Here is an 18,477-nt window from a genome sequence, read left to right on the forward strand (position 1 = left end):
GGGCATCGCCCACCAAGACGATAAACCGCAACTTGCCATCTTTGGCCAACGCCCGGATTTGCTCGCGAATTTGCAGCGCATTCCCTTGATTGGAGAGGAATTGGACCACGTGCCCTTGCTGCTGGCGGCGCTCCAGCCAGGGCTGCATTGCGGGGCGAAATTCGGCCGGGCAAACCACAGCAATATCGGGAGGTTGCTGGGGCACGTCTCCCAAGGTCAACAACAGCGGCAGCAGCAAAAAGTGCATGGCGGAAGTCTAGCGTCCGGCCCGAGTTTGGGGGAGATGAACTTTCGGTCCTGAAACGCCGGGCAGGGCTATTGCATTCCCGTCAATTTTCGCCAAGCGACCGGGGCGTAGCCAATCACCATGCCGACTAGAAAGCCCACGGTATGCTCCCAATTAGCAATGCTGCCTCCGACGAGCTGGTTGAGCGCCCCGGTCCATCCCAGAACCAGCCACACGACCAAAAATAGAACCGTGCCATCGGAAACATACATTTGCAACTGCGGCTCGAACCGGCTTTTCATCCAAATGTAACCCAGCAATCCAAACACTACTCCCGACATGCCGCCGAAATTAGTGGTCGGCAGCCCGCCCCAATGCAACCGAAAGGGAAAATAATATTGGGCAAAATTTGCCGTCACAGCAACCACCAGCACCAGCAACCCGAACCGCAGCGTGCCGCGGCGGACTTCGATGATCGAGCCAAACAGATAAAACATGTACATGTTGAAAACCAAGTGCATCGGCCCGAAGTGAATAAATATCGGCGTCACCAACCGCCAGATTTGTCCATGGGCGATGGCTTGGATCGGCGACCAATTGAATTGCTCTAAAAACGTGCGCGGAGGGGGAGCAAAAAACAAATAATCCAGCACGGGGCTGTCTTGTTTTTCGCCGGCATCGGTGGCGATGGCCACCAGCACGCACAGGACGATCAGCAAAATTGTGAGTGCTTTGCGCCCTGTTGGCCGGACATCCCAACGGTTGCGCACTTCGATGAGATTTTTCCGTCGCTCGTGGTCGTCGCGGGCTTGCTGCTTCCGCACATTCGCCGCAGAGGCTGCCGCTTGCTGATAGCGCGGGGCCAGGGGATTGGCCTGGAATTCTTGCAACTCCCGGACCGCCTGGGGAAGTTGATCTTCGTCGCGCACCCACAGAACCCAAGCGTCGCCGTTGGGATCGATCCGGGCTTGGACGCCTTGCGTCAGCAAATAATCAACCAAGCATTGTGCCTGATCGCGATTGGAGAGGGTGCCCGCCTGTCGCATAATAAAATGAGTTCCGAATTTGTCGTTAGTTTTCGAGTGTGTGAGGGCGTCCGTCAATGCGCTTTTCGTTAGAATTCCAGGGCGGGTTCGCAGGCACATTCGCCGGCTGTAATTTTCCTACCCGAATTCGTGCGGCGCGGTTTCCTTGAATTCTAGCTTTCGACGGGCAAATGATACTGGAAATTGCCAGGAATGTAACCGACTGGTTCGCCCACCATCCCTGGGTGTTTGGGCTGCTGATGAGTTTATCGCTGTTGACGGTGCTGGCTACCCTGGTCATCGTTCCGTGGGCGATTGTGCGGATTCCGCCCGATTATTTCGCGCATCGTCGTTGTGCGCAAATGCGGTGGGAAAAACTGCATCCTACCGTGCGGCTGGCGGTCTTTACGGCCAAGAATTTGTTGGGCTTGGCGTTACTTTTGGCCGGTGTGATCATGGCGTTGCCGTTGGTGCCTGGTCCTGGAATTTTGACGGTGTTGCTGGGGCTAGCACTTTTGGATTTGCCAGGCAAACGTGCCGTGGAACGCTGGATTGTCGCGCAGCCGGCGGTGTTTGCATCGCTGAACAAGCTGCGCGCCAAGTACGGCCAACCGCCGCTGGCAAAGCCCGATTGACGCTCCGAAATCCGATTTATCCGGCGGCTATTTTTGGCCAGACCCGGGGATATCTGGCAGGGTAATGTCCACCGGCAGATTAGGCGCTTTCACGTCCGGCGGCTTGGCATTGGGATCGAACTTGGGAGTATCGTTGCCGGCGCGCTCCTGAATGGCCGTGGCCAGATCGAGCTTTTGCTTATCGGGGAATTCCAATACCAACTGCGTGAAACCCCATTGGCCGTTAACCATTCTTAGCAGCGAGGAGGCCTGCGCTTTATCTTTGGAGCCGACGACGGAAAAAAAGAATTTTGCTTCGCCCCGATCCCCTTCTTGGGAGACATAGCCGGACGGAAACGGCAATACCGGTACGCTAATAGGTTCCCCCAACCGCTGGACGGCGACCGGACTTTTCCGGATTTCGTCGAGCGAAGACACAAATAGTGCGTGGAAGCGCCACTTCATCAGCGGCCAGCCCAGAAAATAAAATGCCACCACAGCGGCGACGATTAGCAGTCCGAAAATTGTCAGCAACTTATGCCGGGCAACCCACGGTTTAGAGGCGGGCGTGGCGGATTGGGGGGCCGTATTTTGAACCGTAGACATGGGGCGACTCCTTTCGGCACGTGACAAAGATTGGTTCCGTTAACCGTTGCCGTCGACCTGACGGCAATAGGCAATTTTTTCTGCGGTAGTGGTTGGCTTGGGACCACCGGCAGCTTTTTTGATCGGCTTGGCCGGCTCGACAACTGGCGCGGCTTCGGCCACGGGTTCCTCGGCTTCTTCCGGAGTAATGGGGGCCGGCTCGTCAGGCTTCACGGTCGCTTTGGCCACAGGTTTGGCAGCCGCAGCTGCCGATGCAGCCGGCGCAGGTGCAGCACCCTTGCCACGGGCCATGGCCAGAACGTCTGTGGTCGATAATTTTCCGTCCGGTGCAGGCTTGGCGGCAGGCGATGCAACTTTTGGCGCTGCGGCTGGAGCCGTTTTGGCCGCGGGTGCGGCCTGTGTTCCGGCCACGGGTTCGCCCGTCCTTTTTTTCACGCGGGCAGCGGCCAAAATATCGGCGGTGCTTGGTTTTCCGGCGGCGGGCGCGGCAGGCTTGGCGGCGGCTTTGGCCGCTGCGACTTGACCGGCAGACGCCGCCGGGGCGGTGACTTTTTCCGTTCCCTTTTGTGTGGCCGCTTTTCCGGCCGCTTCTTTTTTTGCTTCGGCTAATTTGGGTTCTGGCTGGGGAACAACTTTTAGAAAATCCAACTCGATGTCATACCAGCCGATGTTGTCGTACTGATCGAACTCGACCAGCGCCCGGCCACTCATGTTGACGGTTTTGATCAGTCCAATTGCATTGGCGAACCGGGCCAGTTCTGGTCGTGTGGCGTCGACCACAACATATTTGTCGGTAAACGCCCGTTTCAGTTTTTCAATATGCTCAAACACCATGGGAGTAATAACGAATGACGAAAAAGGAGGTTGAATTCAGCCGGCATTGTCGCCCAAGCAGGGCAGTGAATCAAGACGGCAATGCAGCAGAGTTGCCGATGCAATTTGGTCCAAAATTAAGCGGGGAGTTGCTGCGTCAGGGCAATTGCATACCGCCAGCGGATAGTTTGTGGAAAACTGCCGATGGCGGAGGGGGCGGGAATTCGCACGTTGCCGCTGCGGCGATCGAATTGAATCAGAATTTGTTTTTCCGATGCGTTTCCCTCCCAAGCGCTTAACGACAGGTAATCGAGCGGCCAGGCGGCGCCCTGTTGATTCAGGCCGTGGTAAGTGCTGCCCAGCCACAGCGGAGACTCATGGACTCTGCAGGCGACGTCGAACAGAAGTGCATTTTGCGTGGCATCCACTTCTACGGTCATCGACCAGTGGCTGCGTCCCGCCATTCCCACCAGCATGGCAATTTGGCCCTTGCCCGGTTGGGTTTCCAAATGCAGTGACTGCAAGGCGGGACTGGTCGGCCAAGGATCGTCCGGCTTGCTTTCGTGCGAGATCAGTAATCCACCGGTTCCGTTGGGGAAGTGCCGCGACACTTGGTGGATGTATCGATCGTCGCGCTTCTCGAAACTGACCCGCAACGCCGGCGTGCCCACACTGATGCTACTCATGAGTTGTGTTACTCATCATCGCCGTCTTTTTCTGCGACGGGCTTGCCGCCGGTGGCGCGCCAGCGAAGATAGGCATCGAGAAAGCCCTGAATGTTGCCATCCAGCACCGCATGAAAGCTGCCCATGTAGTGCCCGGTGCGGGCATCTTTCACTCGCTGATCTGGGTGCAAAAAGTAGTTGCGAATTTGCGAGCCGAAGCCGGTTTTCGCTTGCGATTTGTATTTGGCCGCCAGCGCCGCTTCCTGCTTTTCTTCCTCGAGCCGGGCCAGGCGGGCGCGCAACATTTTCAAAGCGGTGGCGCGGTTTTTGTGCTGACTGCGCTCGTTTTGGCATTGCACCACAATGCCGCTAGGAAAATGCGTGAGCCGGATGGCGCTGGAAGTTTTATTGACGTGTTGACCGCCGGCGCCGCTGGCGCGAAAAACATCTTCGCGGATGTCTTCATCCCTCAGCTCAATTTCGGTGCTCTCGTTGACTTCGGGCGAGACATCAATCGCTGCGAAACTGGTTTGTCGCTTGCTTTCCGCGTTGAAGGGGCTGATGCGCACCAGGCGGTGCATGCCGGTTTCGCCTTTCAAATAACCGTAAGCCATGGGGCCGCGAACCGTGATGGCCGCATGCTGAATGCCAGCCACTCCGTCGTCCTGGCGGTCGAGCAGCTCGGTTTCATACCCGTTTTTTTGGGCCCACTGAAGATACATGCGCAGCAGCATTTCGGCCCAATCGTTGGCATCGGTGCCGCCATCGCGGGCGTTAATGGAAAGAATGGCCGCATTGGCATCGTGCGGCCCGCTGAGGAGCGACTTCAATTCCAACTCGTCGAGTTTGGACTCGGTCCGGTCTAGTTGTTCGCGCAATTCGGGGATGAAACTGGGGTCTTCGTCTCCCATTTCGACTAAGGCTTGAATTTCCTCGTCGGCGCGAATCGCATCGTCCATGGGCTTAAGCAGCGAGTTAAGCCCCCTTAGCTGCATTACCGTTGCCTGGGCCGCCGCCTGATTGCTCCAAAAGCCATCCGCAACCATTTGCTGTTCGATCTGGGCCGCTTCCGATTTTTTCGAAGCGTAGTCAAAGACTGTCCCGCAGCTGCAGGATTCTCTTGCGAATGCGCTCGGCCCGATCGGTCAATTCTTTTTCCATGGTTTGGCAGCGTTAAAGTTGTACAAAATTCTGCTGGCCGGACGTGGCAAACATGATCGCCACAATTATATGGCTTGTCGGTGAAATGAAAACACCATTTGGCGTTGGGCACATAGGCCATCGTTTGCGGCAACCCGGTTGAAGCTTTATCATGGCAGATAGATTCCTAAGCCCGTCGGCCGGCTGGCCAGGCAGTTAATCCCGCGGTAAATCCACTAAAATCCCGGCACACCGTTCAATTAGCGATTATGCGTTGGCCTTTGCGGTACCAAATTCTGATCCCGTTTGCGCTCGTGCTATTGGGCGTAGTGTGTGTGGTTAGCGTGTTGAATGCCGTGTTGGCCACGGCGCGGGCGAAATCGCAAATTGAAGACCAGTTGCAAGGGGTAGCGGCCACTTTGGCCGATTCCAGCTTTCCGCTGACCGACATGGTGCTGCGCCAAATGCACGGCTTGTCGGGCGCAGATTTTGTCTTCGTGGATCCGGCCGGGCAAGTCTTGGCGGAGAGTAAGCATTTCGAACTGCCCGCCGGCCAGAGCACGAACGTGGCCGACCATTCGCAGCAATTGCGCCTGGGTCCGCCGGTGGACATTGCCGGTCAACAATACTTTCAAATGTTGTTGGCCGTGCCAGGTCGAGGGTTGCAGCAATCGGGCCAACTTCACATTTATTACCCCGTGCGATTTTGGCATGAGGCTCGCAGCGAAGCCGCATTGCCACCACTGATGGTCGGAGCGGTTGCGTTGATCGCCACGGCGCTATTGGCGCTGTTGATTGCCGGACGGTTGACGCGGCCCATTCTTGAATTGCGTTCGCAGGTCAGCCGCCTCGCCCAGGCAGTTTACTCGCCTATCTCGTTGCCTTCGCGCAATGATGAGCTGCGCGATCTGGCGGAAGACGTGAACCGTTTGGCGGAGCAGTTGGCGGAAATGGAGCGGGCAATTCGCCGCAGCGAGCGGCTTTCGCTGCTCGGACAATTGGCCGGAGGCTTGGCGCATCAACTACGGAATAATGTAACCGGCGCGCGAATGGCGGTCCAGTTGCATGCTCGAGAATGCACGTCCGATCCGGAAAGCTTAAGCGTAGCGTTACGGCAACTAGCGCTGACAGAGGAAAATCTCAAGCAATTTCTCGCCGCGCCGCAGAGTCCCCACTTGATGCCAGCCACCAAGCGCATCCCCTGTCAATTGCCCGATGTAATTCACGAAGTTGTCGAATTACTCGATCCATCGTTGCAACATCGGCATGTGCATTTATCCGTCGTGGAGCGCGCAACGAGCAACGGGCAACTGCAAGCCAACACCGCTCAACTGCGGCAAATGCTCATGAATTTAGTGCTCAATGCCGCCGATGCCGCTGGGCCCGGAGGTTGGGTGCGAATAGAAACCTGTGCCAACGATTTCGAGCCACCGGGGGTGATTCTGCGCGTCATTGATAACGGCAATGGACCGCCGCAAGAAATGTTAACTCGGCTGTTCGAACCGTTTGCCACCAGCAAGCCCGAGGGGGTCGGACTGGGACTGGCGGTGGCTCAGCAAATTGCGCAATCTCACGAGGGTCGGATTGCGTTTCACCGTGTCAGTGAAGAAACTTGCTTTGAAGTGCATTTGCCGCTGGTGCAAAATCCAATGCTTGATGATACGCCGTTGTCGCGGCAAATTGGCGCAGCATACAGCCAGCCAGAGAACTCCCAAATCTGATTTTTATCGATGGTCCTATTACCATGTCCAATATTCTGATTGTTGATGACGAAGAAAGCATTTGCTGGGGGCTAAGTCGGCTGCTTAGCGGCGAAGGACACAATGTGCACGTTGCTTCGTCGGCCGAAGAAGCGCTGGAAAAGGTGCCAGACAGCAAGCCAGATTTAGTAGTTCTCGATGTTCGCCTGCCGGGAATGGACGGACTTTCGGCCATGGGCAAGTTTCGCGACTTGGCCGGCCCGGTGCCAATTGTGGTGATTACCGCGTTTGGCAGCTTGAACACGGCGGTGGCGGCACTGGGCGAGGGAGCATTCGATTACCTTCCCAAGCCGTTCGATTTGGATCAGGCCGCTGCGGTCATTCATCGCGCTTTAGCTCATCCGGAGGCCGCCGGCCCCGCGGTCGCTGAAGACAATACGATTCAGTCGCTGCCGGCAGAAGAGGAGTTATTCGGGGCCAGCCCGGCCATGCAGGAAGTTTTCAAGCGCATTGCGCTGGTGGCGCCAACCGATACGCCGGTGCTCATCGGCGGCGAAAGTGGAACGGGGAAAGAATTAGTGGCCCGGGCCATTCATCGGCATTCGCTGCGGAGGGAGGCGCCGCTTGTGCCGGTCAATTTGGCGGCCTTAAGCCCCACTTTGGTCGAAAGTGAATTATTCGGTCACGTGCGGGGAGCATTCACCGGCGCAACGGCGGCTCGGCAGGGGCTATTAGAATTGGCCAACGGCGCGACGGTGTTTTTTGACGAAGCGGGCGATATTCCCCTGTCCGTGCAAGTAAAATTATTGCGCGTGCTAGAGCAGCAGGAGGTTACACCGGTCGGCGATACCCGACCGCGCCGTACAGGCTTTCGCGTAGTGGCGGCGACCAATCGCGATTTGCGAAAAGAGTGCGCTGAAGGCCGGTTCCGTCAAGATTTGTTTTTCCGCCTGGCGGTGTTCGAAATTCAGTTGCCTCCGTTACGGCAGCGCCGCGAGGAAATTCCGCGATTGGCTGAACGGTTCCTGCGGCGGTGGGCTCCGGCCGATCAAGCGCCGCCGCACCTGCTGGAGGAAACCCTCGCCGAACTTTGTCGCCGGGAGTGGCCCGGCAATGTCCGCGAGCTGCGTAATGCCGTAGAGCACGGAGCGTTAATGGCCCGCGGTCGCGCCATTGCTCCCGAGCATCTTCCGCCGCCGAGCTATTTAGATCAATCGCCTGCCAGCGATCCTACTTCGGCCCTGCAAGCGGCCACCGGCGTTTGGGCCCAAACTCAATTGGCATCCGGCGGCCAGGAAGATAACTTATACCAGCAATTTTTAGATGCGACGGAACCGGGATTGTTTCAAACCGTCATCGCTGCCACCAGCGGGAACCGCGCGCAGGCCGCGGCTCTGCTGGGAATTCATCGGGCCACACTGCGTAAAAAACTCAGCAGCGAAGTGGATGCCGAATAGGTTTGCCGAGCAAAACCGGCCGACGGCTCTTAAGCTGCTGGCCGCCAGTTGGTAATATATCGGCACTTCATTTGCTAATGGGCTTTTCCATGGCGTCGATCCCGGAACAAAAGACGGACCTTCCGCAGGCATTCCGCCGGCTGTTAAGCCAGGCGATCATTCTGCCGCTGACGCTGGCATTTTTGGTGGGCGCGGTATTTGTGTGGCAAGTTTCGATGTTATTGTCTGTCAACGAAGCCGTCGAGAGGTCCGATCGTATCACCGATGTGACAAATCAGGTGCAAATGCTGATGGTCGACATGGAGACCGGCCTGCGGGCCTACGTCATTACCCAAGACGCCACGTTTTTGGAGCCGTTTGACCAAGCCCTACCACCGCTCGAGGAAAATATCCAAGAGCTGCGACAATCGTTATCTGCAAAACCCGAAGCATTGGTCGTTTTGGATCGAATTATCGACTCGTCGAAACAGTGGCAGCAGTACGCGACAATGGTCAAATCCAAAATCGCGCAGCGCGAGGATGCCCGGTCGACAATTCTTACGGGCACCGGCAAAAGGCTGATGGATGCAGTTCGCCAAGATGTGAAGCAACTGGTGGATCAGGAAACCATATTGCGCCAGCAGTTGTCGCACACCGCGCGGCTGCGGGCGAGGGTGGTGCTGTCCACCAGCATAGGGTTGTGCGTGGCGATTGGAATTTTATCCGCCTTTCTGGCCCGTCGGCAACTGTTTGCCGCCGCAAAAACGTATACCGAAGCGCTCCGAAGCGCCCGCGAAAGTGAACAGGATAAATCGAAGTTACTGGCCAACGAACGTACTTTGCGGAGTGCGGCAGAACACGCGAACCGCATGAAAGACGAGTTTTTGTCAACGCTGTCGCACGAATTGCGCACTCCGTTGAATGCGATTCTCGGCTGGTCGCAACTGCTACGGCAAAACGGCAACGAGTCGCAGGAGTTGTCGCAGGGCCTGGAAACGATCGAGCGGAATGCGCGGCTACAGACGCAATTGATCGAAGATCTGCTGGACATGAGCCGGATTATTTCCGGAAAAATCCGGATCGACATTCAACGCGTAGCGCCGGTCGCCTTTATTGAAGCGGCCATTCAAAGCATCAAGCCGGCGGCTGAGGCCAAGGAAATTAGGATCGAGCAGATTCTGGATCAGCACGCGGGCCCCATTTCCGGCGACCCCGCCCGATTGCAGCAAGTGCTGTGGAACCTGTTATCCAACGCCGTCAAATTCACTCCCAAGGGCGGGAAAGTGCAAGTCCGTTTGGAACGAGTCAATTCGCATCTTGAAATCACCGTCGCCGACACCGGGCAAGGAATCAAGCCCGAATTCTTGCCTTACGTGTTCGATCGCTTCCGGCAAGCCGATGCCAGCACGACCCGTAGTTATAGCGGCTTGGGACTGGGCCTGGCGATTGTGAAGCAATTGGTTGAATTGCATGGGGGCGGCGTTCGGGTGAAAAGCCCCGGAGAGGGAAAGGGGACCACGTTTGTCGTGAATTTGCCATTGGTGGTTGTCCATTCGCCGGTAGAGGATGAAACACGACTGCATCCCAAAACCCCTTCTACCATGCCGTTTGACTATCGGGCAACCAACTTGAACGGAGTCAAAATTCTGGTCGTGGACGATCAATTGGATGCGCGCGAATTAATTAAGCATGTTCTTGAGGAGCGCGGGGGCAAAGTTATCACCGCAGCCTCGGCGGACGAAGGCCTCCCGCTTTTGGAGCGAGAAAAGCCGAACGTATTGCTGAGCGATATTGGCATGCCGGAAGTCGACGGCTTTCAGTTTCTCAAACAAGTTCGCGCCCTTAGTTCGGAAAAAGGGGGCTTAACTCCTGCAATTGCTTTGACGGCGTTCGCCCGATCGGAAGACCGAACCCGCGCGATGCTGGCCGGTTTTGTCGTCTATATTACCAAGCCTGTCGAGCCGGCTGAACTCGTGGCGACCGTGGCGTCGGTGGCGGGCCGAATTGGCAACGCACAAACTTCCTAGAGCATGGGGACGCCTATTTTCCTGCGCCATTTCACTGGGCCACACGACCTGCCGTCGCTTCGTCCGCAGAGGAAAAACTTATGACCTTTTCCAAGTCCTCTAGGCTGATCGGCTTGATCAGGTGGTAATTGAAGCCGGCCTCTTTCGCCCGTTTGCGGTGGCTTTCTTGCCCGTACCCAGACAAGGCCACGAGGACAACTCCCACGAGATCCGGCTCTTGCCGCACGCGCCGGGCAAACTCGTAGCCATCCATTTTCGGCATGGCAATGTCGGAGATGATCATATCGGGCCGTTCCCTGCGGGCATTCTGCAAAGCGGTAGCCGCGTCGTGGTTTATGGATACGCGATGTCCTAGTTTTTCCAGAAGCTTGCCCAAGACGAAGACAGAATCTCGGGTATCGTCGACAATCATGATCCGGCGCGGAGGCGTCGCGGCCTTGTCCCCCAGAGCCGGCGTAACCTGCACGGGGCTCAGTGGCGCGGCTTGTGCCAAAGGCAATCGCACGACAAATTCGGATCCTTTTCCTAAGCCAGCGCTAAACGCTTCAATTTTGCCATCATGCAATTGCACCAGATTTTTTGCCAGCGTGAGGCCAATTCCCAGACCGCCATGAGCGCGATCCAAAGTTTGTTCGCCTTGGGCAAACATATTGAAAACTTTGGAGAGCATGTCGGGAGCAATTCCTAATCCGTTATCGCGCACCGACACGACCGCCAACTGGCCTTCCTGCCGGCCATTGATCCAAACCTGCCCGCCATGAGGGGTATATTTGGCGGCATTATTCAACAAGTTGGCGACAACCTGAGCCAGCCGCAGGGGATCGGCCTGCAAGAGGATGGGTTCCGTGGGGACGCTGATCGCCAGTTGGTGCCCTGCGGCATCCAGCAGCGGCATGCTGGTTTCAATGGCGCTGCGCAAAATAGCAGCCAATTCGACCGATTCCTTGCGGAGCTCGATTTTATTGCGCGTGATCCGCGAAACTTCAAGCAGATCGTCAACGAGCCGAACCAGGTGGTTGACTTGTCGCTCCATGATTCCGCACACGCGTTCCGTGGTTGGACTCAGCTCGCCGGACATCCGCAAAATGTGCAGCGAGTTGCTAATGGGCGCCAGCGGATTGCGCAATTCGTGGGCCAGCGTTGCTAAAAACTCATCTTTGCGAGAATCCAAATCGCGCAGTGCCTGTTCGGCTTTCACACGCTGGGTGATATCGATCGCCATGCCGCCCACCATGGTCGGCTTGCCATCGGCGGCTGGAATTGGAAATTTGCTGACGATGGAATGGTGCACGCCGTCGACTTGCTGCAGGGCCTCCACGGTTTCCACGCCGGCGCCGGCGGAAAGTGCCCGATGATCGTTTTCGCAAAATTGGGCGGCAATTTCGGGTGGAAAAATGTCGCGATCGCTTTTGCCCAGCAGCTCTGCTTTGGTTCGGCCAAAGGCCTTTTCCGCTGCGTCGTTGACGAACACGTAACGCCCGTTGGAATCTTTAATCCAGGCCAGTCCGGGCAAATACTGCATAAAATTGGCAAATCGTTGTTCACTTTCGCGAAGCGCAGCTTCGACCAGCTTTCGCTCCGTAATGTCGCGCGCTACTTTGGAAGCGCCGACAATGTGGCCGGAACGATCGCGCACAGAGGAGATCGCGAGCGAAATGTCCAATCGCCGGCCGTTTTTTGCGATGCGCACCGTTTCGAAATGGTCGATCCGCTCCCCCCGCCCAATTTTTTCGATGATGGCCGTTTCCTCGTGTTGGCGCTCGGGTGGAATAATGAGGGTAATCGGTTGGCCGATGGCTTCCTTGGCCGAATACCCAAAGATTCTTTCCGCGCCAGCATTCCAGGAAAGGATTCGGCCCTCGAGCGTTTTGCTGATAATGGCGTCATCGGAAGATTTAACAATGGCCGCTAGTAATGCTTGGGCGGTGGTGCCGTGGGCTTGCTCAGTAATATCGATCAATACATTGAGCGCACCAGTCAACTTGCCGGAGGCATCGTGGAGGGGGCTTACATGAGCGAGCACAGTGGAGCGGAAGCCGTCTGGCCGCTCGATAATAATTTCTTGGCGGATGTACGCTTTGCCGGTTTGTAGACCCAGTGCCATCCAGCACTGATCGTGAGGGACCGGTGTGCCATCGGCCAGGAAGAGCTTAAAGGAACCGCAAAAGCGGTCGACCGGATCGTTCAATTTCGGCTGGCGTCCCCACAGCTCGACCGCCTGAGCATTAAAGTAGGTAATCAGACCGTTGGCATCGCAAATATACGCGCCGGCAGGAAACCGATCTAAAATCTCCCGAAACTGCAGTTCGACAGGAGTGGAGAACGGTTCCGAATTGTCATGCGGAGGATTGGAAGACGCGGGTTGCATTTTCTTTGTGTCGCCGTGGGCGTACATCAAGCATTGATGAATCAAATTTTTTTTAGTTTTTTGTGCGGGGCGCAATAAGCACTGCGAAAAATCTCCCTGGACTGGCTACATAACTTCCAGCTTGGCTAAAAAGGAACCAATGGGCAAGATGCCCGACTTATATCGGATGCATAATGAGAAGTAAAAAAACAGAGCGTGCGGGATTTATTGCGACGCTGCTCCATTAAGCAAATTCCAAACCAAAAGCTGGGCCAGTATGTGAAGATTGTTGGCAATCCACCAGCATTCATCTCGGATTCACGTTGCGGCTGCCGTGAAAATCGAAACCGGCACTCAATTCGCGGGCATTTTTGGGCAGCGGGTTTTGAACCTTTCATTGCGGTTTTTCTAATCGGGCTATAGGCAGTCGAAAAGTGCCAATTTAGCCGCTTGAAGGTCAGGTTAACGTGGTTATGGGCGAATAGAGAAGAGTGAAATGCCAAAATTATTAGCCATTGACGATGACCGCTCGGTATTACGTCTCATCGAACAAGCATTCGCAAAATCGTCCTTTTCCGTTTTGTCGGCGGGTTGCGTCCACGATGGACTGGAATTGATCGCGGAAAATCCAGATGTCGTGCTGCTGGATATGATGTTGCCCGATGTTTCGGGACTGGAGGCGGCCCGGCAAATTCACAGTATGGATCCACAGTTGCCGGTGATGTTCATGACGACGTGCGGCAACAGCGAATTGGCCATCGAGGCCATGAAAATCGGCGCCTACGACTACTTGTTGAAGCCGCTCGATTTGCCGACGCTGAGGGGGTCTGTAGAGCGTGCCCTGGCGATTCGACGTCGCGTGGGCGAGCCATCGCAAGCCCAAACCTTGCGGGATGACGACACACACACCGAGCAAATTATCGGCCAGAGTCCCCAGATGCAGGAAGTGTTCAAGGCCATCGGCCGGGTGGCGCCACAAGATACAACAGTGCTTATTTTGGGCGAAAGCGGCACCGGCAAAGAGTTGGTGGCGCGGGCTATTTACCATCACAGCGACCGGGCAGCGGGGCCATTTTTAGCAGTAAATTGCGCCGCAATTCCGGAATCGCTGCTGGAAAGCGAATTGTTTGGGCACGAGAAAGGGGCATTCACCGGGGCCCATCAGCGCCGCGTGGGCAAGTTCGAGCAATGTTCCGGCGGCACCATTTTTTTGGACGAAGTCGGCGATATGTCGCCGTTGGTTCAAAGTAAGGTCTTACGCGTTCTACAAGAGCAGCAATTTGAACGCGTGGGTGGTTCGGAAACGATCCAGGCGAACGTTCGGGTGATTGCTGCCACCAACCGCGACTTGCCGCAATTGGTGATACAAAAGCAATTTCGCGAGGATTTGTATTACCGGCTCAATGGATTTTTGATTCGAATTCCACCCTTGCGAGACAGAAATGGTGATTTGGCGATTTTGTTGCAGTATTTTTTACGGCGATTAAATCAAGAATTGGAGAAAAATGTTCGTGAATTTTCTCCGGATGTTTTGACGGTGCTGATGCATTATCCTTGGCCCGGAAATGTACGCGAACTAGAAACGGTGGTTCGGCAGTGTTTGTTGCAGTCGACTGGGCCGGTGATTTTGCCCGAGTTTATGCCGGAATCAGTACTCAACGAAAGCTGGACGGAAAGGCTTACAGGCATTCCAAGCAGCGATTTGAAACCACTCGTTGACCGTTGCTTTCAGGACGAATCACGCTCGCTGTATCCCACAGCAGTGGAATTAATGGATCGCTATTTACTTGCCCGCACTTTGCGGCATACGAATGGAAATCAATCCAAGGCCGCAAAAATGTTAGGAATTACGCGCGCCAGCTTACGGCGAAAATTGCATGCGCGGAACATGTCGGTGGAGTCGGCCATTTCGGTGAAGTGCGATAACGACATGAACACGCCGGCGACATAGCTTGACGAATAACGGCCAAGCCCGCTGCATCGTTTGATTAACATCCAAACAGATTTTCCATCATCTGCTAAGCGTTTGGCACGCGGCGTGCTTGTTTTTGGTGTTGTACTTGGCGCGCCGGCTCAAAGGGGCAATCGCTTGGCGGCTCGCCCTGGAATAAAGGAGAACCGATCATGTTATATTGGGCTGTAGTGTTTTTCATTGTGGCAATTTTTGCGGGTGCTTTCGGATTTTTGGGCTTAGCGGCGGGAGCTGCTGAGATTGCCAGAATTTTATTCTTCATTTTCTTGGCGCTGTTCGTCGTGAGCTTGCTGACTGGCATGCGTCCTCGAGGAACCGTCTGAGACATGTCGCCACCTTCCACTGACAAGGAATGTCAGTGGAAGTGGAAGCGACCGCATTCTAACGCGGCCTTCGATTCGGCATATGAGAAGGCGTCGAGAAGCCTTCCGTGAAGCTTGATCGCTTTTCTTGGCTGCCAACCACTAGGAAATTTGCGTCCGGGGGATTTCTGTGCGCAAAAAAGCCGCCTTTGCGACCCGCGACGCAAAGGCGGCAGAGAAATGAGGAAGCAGTTCAGCGATCACTGGTTGGCGCGCAAACCACCGCCAATCTCGGGGTTTACGCAGGCACTTGTATCACCGCCGACCTCCTCCTCGAAAATTGCTTGCCGTACTCTTTTATCCATTCGGCATGCCTTGGGCCGGCATGGTTCCGGCCGGTGAGGCTGAATTCGCATTATTGGAATTTCGCAAGGAACGACTATCTGGGGAATAATCTCTCCGATATCGTCGTCCATTTTCGTCAACGTAGTAACCGGACTGATTGCGATTCATATAATCGCCCCGATATGCTGTGCGATATTGCGTGGGCTGGTATTCGTCGGGATTGTAGCGATTCCAGTTGTTGCCTCGATAAAACATCCAATAGTTACCGGGCATCCAATACCACCATTCGCCATTATTGAAAGTGAATCGCCAATCGTCAGGCCCATTCTGGCGAGATGAATTTGTCGGCAACCGGTTGGCGTTGAATTGATTGGTTTGCGGCTGATTGGGATTGAGGGTATTGTCCATGCTGCCGCCTCCTCCTAGCGCGTTCGTTGCCGTGCCGTTCGCCGTATTGACATTCGATTGATTCCCCGGCGGTAGCAGCGCAGATCCAGCACCAGTGCGGCTGTTCGGTCCGGTGTTTGGTTGATTTTGTAAGGCATTCGAAGGAGGCACGGGCACATTGCCGGTGGCGTTGGCGCCCCCCGTGCTATTGTTTGAACCAAAATTGGTGGACGGCCCAGTGTTTGGCTGATTTTCCAAGGCGTTCGGCTGAGCCATGGGAACATTTCCAGAAGTTCCTGGCACCCCATTTTCCGTCGGAGTATTCCCCGACGATCCGGGCATGCCATTCATAGAGTTTGTATTGCCCGACATTCCGGGCGCGCCTTGAGCAGATGCGCCACCGCCCGACTGGCCGGCTCCTGAGGTCCCAGTTCCGCCGCTGGTTCCACTGGCAGCCCCGCCACCTCCTGTTCCGGCACCTGCTGCTCCTACTCCTCCGGCCCCGCTGCCTCCTCCCGCTCCCGCAGCGAAAACTGAACTGACGCCAAATGCAACGCATCCAAGTGCAAGGGCAACGGCAGAAATGCGAAGTCTCATATATTAACTCTTTTGCAGATTTTCCAGTTTGGGTTCAGTTTCTTGCAAACCCTGTGCCAGTGAAATTTGAATGATTGGGCTTTAGTTTGTGGGGAAAGCACTTAGCAAAACTCAACACTTTGGTCGCCAGCGCTCCAGAGTGATTCCAATGGGTTCAACCAGCCACAGCCGGCCACAATCGCACTGGCGGCGCGGATTTCGACGGATGCCATGTAACTTCCAGCTCGTCTCGCACTTGGCGAACACCGGCGACCCGTTGGCAACAACTGATGCACAACTGCCTTTCGTGGAAGGATTTGACTCTTCCTCGAATGGTGATAACCCCTTGCTGCGATTCGACTTTCACACGTCTCAGTTGCGCAAAATGCTTTTGTCCTAAGAAAATGCTCACGCGCCGCTCAAGTTCTCGGTCAAGATTGCTAACATTTTCGATTTCTCGCAGCATAATTGGGTCCGCCCTATAAGTTTTGCAATCTTGCCCCGTAGGCTCGGAATGCCTGAATAAAAACCGGCCTTAGCAAGTTGCAACTTTTATGCCGGCCTTGCAGCTGCGCACGTTTATGAGATGGGGAAATGGCTACTTCAAGAACAGCCTTTAAGAAGAAGAGGGGAAGACCACCCGCCCTTGTTGCGCAAGCTAATGCAGGCACATTTTTTGCATGTTCAAACCAAGTATTGGGCGCTTCTGAGTAACTGCGCCATTACAAATTCGATACAAATTTGGCGCGGGAATACTGTAAAATCAGGATCAGCCTCAAGGGAAAAAAGTTATGGCGTCCAAAGTAAAAAATGTGGATTCCACTCATATCATACCGTCGGATGAGTCCAGCGAGGACACGGTGGTTTTCGATCTGCCAGGAACTTTGAGACGGTTAGGTGGCGACCACTCAATCTTGGTGGACTTGGTGAAAATGTTTGAGGAGGATTCCCCGGTTTTGCTGGAACGATTGCGCACAGCATCCGAGGCACACAATCTTGCACAGATCCAACAGGTCGCACATAGCTTACGCGGACTCGCCTCAAATTTTGGCGCAAAGGAATTGATTCAATCGCTGCAAGAGTTAGAAGAGTTGGCAGCTACAGGGCATGTTGGAAACTTTTCGGCGCTAATCGAAAGAGTTCGCAGGGAAAAGACACGATTGGAGGAAGATCTTCGGTCGTATGTATGAGGAACGCCGAATTTCGGGGATGTTAAATTCCGCTGAAAAACGGCGATCATCTGAACGTTGGTCGCTCAAATCGTTCCAAACCGGCTCACAAGGGTTATTGAGGCCTCCAGGATTCCAAGGGGAATTCAGTTAATTTCAAGAAAAAGATATTTGTCCAAACTATCTATCTAAACCAGTTCAACTTTCTGCGTATATCCTGGGACGAACGGGCAGGCTACAAGAACTTCTAGGCCTGGACAGAATTAGATTGGCATCCAAATTGCTACCATAGGGGGCGAAACTGCTGCCGCGGATTCCCTGGCAGGAGCCAATTTCACGGAGGACATAAAAATGCTTGTGCTATCACGACGGGATGGAGAAGAGATTGCAATTGGCAATAATGTCAAAATCAAAGTGCTATCGAGCGTGCGCGGGCGAGTGCGGATCGGAATTGAAGCCCCTCGCAATGTGCCTGTTACTCGTACAGAACTTCCGCCGAAGTTTGACCGACGCCAATTTGCGGAATTCGGCAGCCTAACAGGTGCAGAGCCTATTTTGCCGCTGTTAGCAGGCATTGCGCATTAAGACGAGTGCCGTAGAAATATTTGTCTCGCGCTCAATTGAATACAAATAAAAAATCCCCGACCACTGCCGGGGATTTTTTTATTGATCGTAATGAATGGCTATTCCAAGCGTGCAGCTTTGCCATTACCGTCGGCAGAATAATAATCCGGCCAGGAACCCGACGCCTAATGCCGCGAAAATTGAACTTACTGGTCGCTGCTGGACCTGTCGTTCGAACGACTGTTCCAGGGAGCCGACCCGTGCCCGTCCTTGATCGACGTACTCTTGGGCTGTGTTTCGTACGCCTTCGTACCCATCCTTGACGGCGTCGATGGCTTCGCCCCCCATTTGCTGGAAGGTATGCATCATACCGTTGCCTTCTTCTTCCGCAGTATTGCGCATGCGTCGGGCTGCGGAACGCATTTGCTTGGCGCCCCGTCGCGCGTGGCGGCCTATGTTCGATGCATGAGACATGATCATAACTCCTTGGTGTAAATAGTCGCTTTAAAGAGCATCGCTTTTCGACGTGCAAAAGCAGATCCTGCCCCATTAAGATAAGCAAG

At 55.0% G+C, this 18,477-nt stretch carries 17 protein-coding genes; 8 read left to right on the plus strand and 9 right to left on the minus strand.

What is annotated here, in order from left to right:
- A partial coding sequence (locus VFE46_12415) for a hypothetical protein (GenBank protein HZZ28797.1) occupies positions 1–247 on the minus strand: 247 nt, incomplete at its 3' end.
- A gap of 68 nt (positions 248–315) precedes the next feature.
- Complete coding sequence (locus VFE46_12420) at positions 316–1,272, minus strand: rhomboid family intramembrane serine protease (GenBank protein ID HZZ28798.1); 957 nt, start codon at positions 1,270–1,272, stop codon at positions 316–318.
- Between the two features lie 170 nt (positions 1,273–1,442).
- Between VFE46_12420 and VFE46_12425 the strand changes: the two genes are divergently transcribed.
- Positions 1,443–1,886 carry a PGPGW domain-containing protein gene (locus tag VFE46_12425; protein ID HZZ28799.1) on the plus strand — a complete coding sequence of 148 codons (444 nt, stop codon included), beginning with the start codon at positions 1,443–1,445 and terminating at the stop codon, positions 1,884–1,886.
- 27 nt (positions 1,887–1,913) lie between these two features.
- On the opposite strand, the gene VFE46_12430 is transcribed toward VFE46_12425, so the two are convergent.
- From VFE46_12430 to prfB, 4 genes are all read right to left on the minus strand, one after another.
- Positions 1,914–2,471, minus strand: a complete 558-nt coding sequence (locus tag VFE46_12430) for a cytochrome c oxidase assembly factor Coa1 family protein (protein ID HZZ28800.1) — start codon at positions 2,469–2,471, stop codon at positions 1,914–1,916.
- Between the two features lie 39 nt (positions 2,472–2,510).
- Positions 2,511–3,305, minus strand: a complete 795-nt coding sequence (locus VFE46_12435; GenBank protein ID HZZ28801.1) for a hypothetical protein — start codon at positions 3,303–3,305, stop codon at positions 2,511–2,513.
- Positions 3,306–3,421: 116 nt separating this feature from the next.
- Positions 3,422–3,970 (minus strand): hypothetical protein, encoded by a 549-nt coding sequence (locus tag VFE46_12440; protein HZZ28802.1) that lies wholly within the window; start codon positions 3,968–3,970, stop codon positions 3,422–3,424.
- An 8-nt stretch (positions 3,971–3,978) separates the two neighbouring features.
- Positions 3,979–5,110, minus strand: a protein-coding gene (gene prfB / locus VFE46_12445) for a peptide chain release factor 2 (GenBank protein HZZ28803.1) whose coding sequence is annotated in 2 segments (ribosomal slippage) — positions 3,979–5,040 and positions 5,042–5,110 — 1,131 coding nt in all. Because the reading frame shifts where the segments join, the coding sequence is not laid out codon by codon here.
- Positions 5,111–5,358: 248 nt separating this feature from the next.
- Between prfB and VFE46_12450 the strand changes: the two genes are divergently transcribed.
- The 3 genes from VFE46_12450 (at position 5,359) to VFE46_12460 (ending at position 10,252) form a co-directional block, all read left to right on the plus strand.
- Positions 5,359–6,810, plus strand: coding sequence for a HAMP domain-containing sensor histidine kinase (locus VFE46_12450; GenBank protein ID HZZ28804.1), 1,452 nt, complete (start codon positions 5,359–5,361; stop codon positions 6,808–6,810).
- A gap of 23 nt (positions 6,811–6,833) precedes the next feature.
- Positions 6,834–8,246 (plus strand): sigma-54 dependent transcriptional regulator, encoded by a 1,413-nt coding sequence (locus VFE46_12455; protein HZZ28805.1) that lies wholly within the window; start codon positions 6,834–6,836, stop codon positions 8,244–8,246.
- 89 nt (positions 8,247–8,335) lie between these two features.
- Complete coding sequence (locus VFE46_12460; protein ID HZZ28806.1) at positions 8,336–10,252, plus strand: ATP-binding protein; 1,917 nt, start codon at positions 8,336–8,338, stop codon at positions 10,250–10,252.
- 31 nt (positions 10,253–10,283) lie between these two features.
- Here the strand turns inward: VFE46_12460 and VFE46_12465 are convergent, their stop codons facing one another.
- Positions 10,284–12,665: a PAS domain S-box protein gene (locus VFE46_12465; protein ID HZZ28807.1), complete on the minus strand. Its 2,382-nt coding sequence runs from the start codon at positions 12,663–12,665 to the stop codon at positions 10,284–10,286.
- A gap of 430 nt (positions 12,666–13,095) precedes the next feature.
- On the opposite strand from VFE46_12465, the gene VFE46_12470 reads away from it, so the two are divergent.
- Together VFE46_12470 and VFE46_12475 are read left to right on the plus strand one after the other, a co-directional pair.
- Positions 13,096–14,550, plus strand: a complete 1,455-nt coding sequence (locus VFE46_12470; protein HZZ28808.1) for a sigma-54 dependent transcriptional regulator — start codon at positions 13,096–13,098, stop codon at positions 14,548–14,550.
- 173 nt (positions 14,551–14,723) lie between these two features.
- Positions 14,724–14,894 carry a DUF1328 domain-containing protein gene (locus VFE46_12475; GenBank protein ID HZZ28809.1) on the plus strand — a complete coding sequence of 57 codons (171 nt, stop codon included), beginning with the start codon at positions 14,724–14,726 and terminating at the stop codon, positions 14,892–14,894.
- A gap of 336 nt (positions 14,895–15,230) precedes the next feature.
- Here the strand turns inward: VFE46_12475 and VFE46_12480 are convergent, their stop codons facing one another.
- The gene (locus VFE46_12480) at positions 15,231–15,881 is read right to left on the minus strand and encodes a hypothetical protein (protein ID HZZ28810.1); all 651 of its coding nucleotides are present in this window, start codon (positions 15,879–15,881) and stop codon (positions 15,231–15,233) included.
- A gap of 1,091 nt (positions 15,882–16,972) precedes the next feature.
- Here VFE46_12480 and VFE46_12485 point away from each other — a divergent pair.
- Both VFE46_12485 and VFE46_12490 read left to right on the plus strand, forming a co-directional pair.
- The gene (locus VFE46_12485; GenBank protein HZZ28811.1) at positions 16,973–17,371 is read left to right on the plus strand and encodes an Hpt domain-containing protein; all 399 of its coding nucleotides are present in this window, start codon (positions 16,973–16,975) and stop codon (positions 17,369–17,371) included.
- A 330-nt stretch (positions 17,372–17,701) separates the two neighbouring features.
- A complete protein-coding gene (locus VFE46_12490; protein ID HZZ28812.1) occupies positions 17,702–17,935 on the plus strand; it encodes a carbon storage regulator in 234 nt (77 codons plus the stop codon).
- A gap of 123 nt (positions 17,936–18,058) precedes the next feature.
- Here the strand turns inward: VFE46_12490 and VFE46_12495 are convergent, their stop codons facing one another.
- Positions 18,059–18,388 (minus strand): DUF883 C-terminal domain-containing protein, encoded by a 330-nt coding sequence (locus tag VFE46_12495; GenBank protein ID HZZ28813.1) that lies wholly within the window; start codon positions 18,386–18,388, stop codon positions 18,059–18,061.
- Positions 18,389–18,477: the final 89 nt, after the last annotated feature.

It is taken from the genome of Pirellulales bacterium (assembly GCA_035656635.1).
Classification (GTDB): Bacteria; Planctomycetota; Planctomycetia; order Pirellulales; family JADZDJ01; genus DATJYL01.